The sequence below is a fragment of the Microbacterium sp. Bi128 genome (assembly GCF_918698205.1).
Genome location: NZ_CAKKMM010000498.1, coordinates 1 through 3,421, shown reverse-complemented (window position 1 = coordinate 3,421; position 3,421 = coordinate 1). Strand labels below are relative to the sequence as shown.

Annotated in this window: 2 protein-coding genes; one reads left to right on the top strand and one right to left on the bottom strand. The window is 66.2% G+C overall.

The genetic code is table 11. The features are described from left to right. The coding region (locus tag LQV45_RS21775; RefSeq protein ID WP_230008786.1) for a trypsin-like peptidase domain-containing protein at nt 1-1,466 on the bottom strand (1,466 nt) is incomplete at its 3' end. A gap of 293 nt (nt 1,467-1,759) precedes the next feature. On the opposite strand from LQV45_RS21775, the gene LQV45_RS21770 reads away from it, so the two are divergent. Beyond that, a complete protein-coding gene (locus tag LQV45_RS21770) occupies nt 1,760-3,217 on the top strand; it encodes an MFS transporter (protein WP_374208270.1) in 1,458 nt (485 codons plus the stop codon). Nucleotides 3,218-3,421: the final 204 nt, after the last annotated feature.

Sequence of the window (3,421 nt, the reverse complement as noted above, 5' to 3'; positions counted from 1 at the left end):
TCTTCATCAGCGCGCGCAGCCCGGGTCATTGCGGTCTGGCTATCGCCGGTTTGGGGTTTCAGAGGGGCAACAGGTCTCCCTTCGGCACCCTTTGAGCTTGAACGGTCAGCGGGGCGAGGCGGGGCCCCGCGGACGCCCCGAGCGGCTGACGCCCTGCCGCGACGCAGGACCAGGACGGCCAGGATTCCGGCCAGGAGCAGGAATCCGGCGAAGCCGGGCAGGAGGGCAGCCTGCAGGGGGCCGTCCTTGCCAGCGTCTGCGGCGGCGGTCGCCTGGTCTCCCATCGGGTGCTCGCTACTCATCTTTCGGGCCTGCTCAAGATAACTTGTCGCCAAGGCGGAATCGAAGTAGGTCAAGGACTCTTCGAGTGCGCTCTCGGCCGATCCGCCCATGCCCGATGAGAGGTGATCGATGCCCCGCCGGAATACAGCATCGAACTTCGATGGGGAGGCCTCAACGCCCGCCGCGGCCATAGCTGCTTGAATGGACGCGGCCGGCACCAGAGTGCCCTGGCCGTCTGGCTGGCGGGGCCCCATCAGGCCGAGGACCTGGCCGGTTGCCCCGTCCAGCACGGGGCCGCCGGACACGCCGGCTTCGAGTGGCCCGGCAAGGTCCTGACTAGAGCGGATTCGGCCCGCGGCGGTGTCCACCGCCACCGGAAACTGCGCCGGTCCCGCCTTAGGGCTCGGATCCTCGGTGAAGCCGACCAGTACGGGATTCGCACCTGGTGCTGCGGCCGGCGCGGCCAGCGTGGCTGTCGGCGCGCCACCGCCGCCACTGATCCTGAGCAACGCGATGTCTTTGGGCCCGGTCGGGTGGTTGAGCAGCTCGGCCATGACGGTCGCAGGCTCCGCCGTGTAAGTGTGCACTCGGTACTGGGGGACGCGAAAGACGATACAGTGCTCCACCTGGTCGTAGCAGTGCTGCAGGTGCGCCGCCCAGTATCGATCAGGCGTCGAGCCTCGCCGCAGCGGATTCCCGCCGTTTCCAACGATCGGCACTCCGATCACTTTGGCGAAGAGCTCGTTCGCGCTGTATGCGGCCACAGCGCCCTCGTCGACGGCAAGATTCTCCCAAGTGGTCGCCACAATCCCGTCTGCTGAAACGACCACGCCGGTAGCGGAACCGAGCGGCACTGTGGACCGGCCACGGGAGATCACTACCTCGCCTGTGCTGTGGTCAATATGGGCGATCTCCGCGATGGCAAGGAGGTCGATTCGCACGAGAGCAGCCTTGGACCCCTCGGCATCGCTCTTCAATGTGGCAGATGGAGTAGGCATAGGACTGGCCGCCGATGTCAGCGTCAGTGCAGCGGCGACGCCGACGAGAAAGACCAGGAAGCCGGAAATGCGCCTGTGCATCATCCAAAGCTTTGCCATGAACAGATACATGACGACGGCCATGCCCGTGTCGCGAGACGTGAGGCGGGAACAGAAGACGGTGGCGGCAATTCGCTTTTGGTTCATGGCGGATCCTCTGGTCGAATATGAGACCGTCACGCGGATACGCCTGTGGGTTTGATCAGCCCGTCCCCCGCCATAATGCTAAGCCTTCTGATCATTTGTGTCATCGGAGTTCTTCGGAATAGTTCACAGATCAGGAAGCCGCGGTGGAACGCCATTTGAAGGGACAAGCCGGTCAATCTCCCGTCCGCCCGGGCTGCAAGATCCTGGACCGGGACTAATTTGTCGAACGGGGAAGTTATGTTGTCGGGGCCGTAACCGGTTCACGCACCGCGCTTCGGGCGCCGATGGGAGTGATGCACGTGACCACCATGCCTGCCGAGGGAGTCGGTTTCCGCTCCAAACGCGGACCCGTCCTCATCGCCCTGATGCTCTCCACCGGCCTGGTGGCGATCGACGCGACCGTGGTGGCGACAGCCGTGCCCGCGATCGTGCACGACATAGGCGGGTTCACGTCGTTCCCGTGGCTGTTCTCCGCCTATCTGCTGGCGCAGGCCGTGTCCGTCCCGGTCTACGCGAAGCTCTCGGACACCATCGGCCGCAAGCCGATCATGCTGATCGGAATCGGCCTGTTCCTGCTCGGCTCGATCCTGTGCGGAGTCGCCTGGAGCATGCCGGTCCTCATCGCGTTCCGCGTAGTGCAGGGCCTGGGCGCCGGCGCGGTCCAGCCGATGGCCATCACCATCGCCGGCGATATCTACACCCTCGCCGAGCGGGCAAAGGTGCAGGGCTACCTGGCGAGCGTGTGGGCTGTCTCCTCGGTGGTGGGCCCGACGCTCGGGGGAGTGTTTGCCTCGCTCGGGATCTGGCGCGGCATTTTCCTCGTGAACATCCCGCTGTGCCTGGTGGCCGGCTGGATGCTGGTCCGGTCCTTCCACGAGAACATCGAGCCCGTAAAGCACCGGGTCGACTATCTCGGCGCGGGGCTGCTCACGGTCTCGCTCACCCTCCTCATTCTCGGGGCCCTCGAGGGCGGCCAGGCCTGGGCCTGGGACTCCGCTATCAGCGACGCAGTGTTCGCCGGCGGTGCCCTCTTGTTCGTCGCGTTCCTCTTCGTCGAACGGAGGGCGGCGGAGCCGGTCCTGCCGCCGTGGGTGGTATCCCGGCGGCTGCTGGCGACGACGGCGATGGTTGCCTTCGGTGTCGGAGCGGTCATGCTGGGCATCACTTCGTACGTTCCGACGTTCCTCGTGGGAGCCCTCTCGACCTCCCCGATCGTGGCCGGGCTCGCCCTGGCGGCGCTGACCATCGGCTGGCCCATCAGTGCGTCCCAATCGGGGCGCCTGTACCTGCGCATCGGGTTCCGGAACACTGCCCTGATCGGCATCACGGTCACCGTCATCGGCACGGGAGTCCTGGCCGTCACCGCCTCCGTTCCCAACGTTGCGCTCGTCGCCGTCAGCTGCTTCATCGTCGGGCTCGGACTCGGGCTGGTCGCGACCCCGACCCTGATCGCCGCCCAGACGAGCGTCGAATGGAACGAGCGTGGCGTGGTCACTGGCACCAACCTTTTCGCCCGGTCGATCGGCAGCTCCATCGGCGTCGCCGTCTTCGGCGCGATAGCGAACGCTGTCTACGCCGGCACCCCGCACGGCGACACGGATCCCCACACCATCGTGGCGGCCTCATCCGCCGTGTTCCTGGCCGTCATGATCGCCGCCGTCCTCACCGTCATCGCCGTGCTCGGCATGCCCGCCACCAAACCCGTCAACCAGGTCCAAGCCGCCGCGCGCGGGTCATCCAGCACCGGTTGACCGCGGTTCCGCTGTCACTTTTGGGGTCGTGCTGGGGCGTTCATCGCCGGATGCCGAGGGTGGCGATGAGATCTTCGTGCAATTCAAACCAGATGCGGTGGAAGGAGTCGCGGTCTGTGGCGGTGAGCCACGCCGGCTCCGTGGCTGCGTTTTCCACTGCCAGCTCGAGGCGTTCCGCGTATCCGCTGAACCGCGGCAACACAG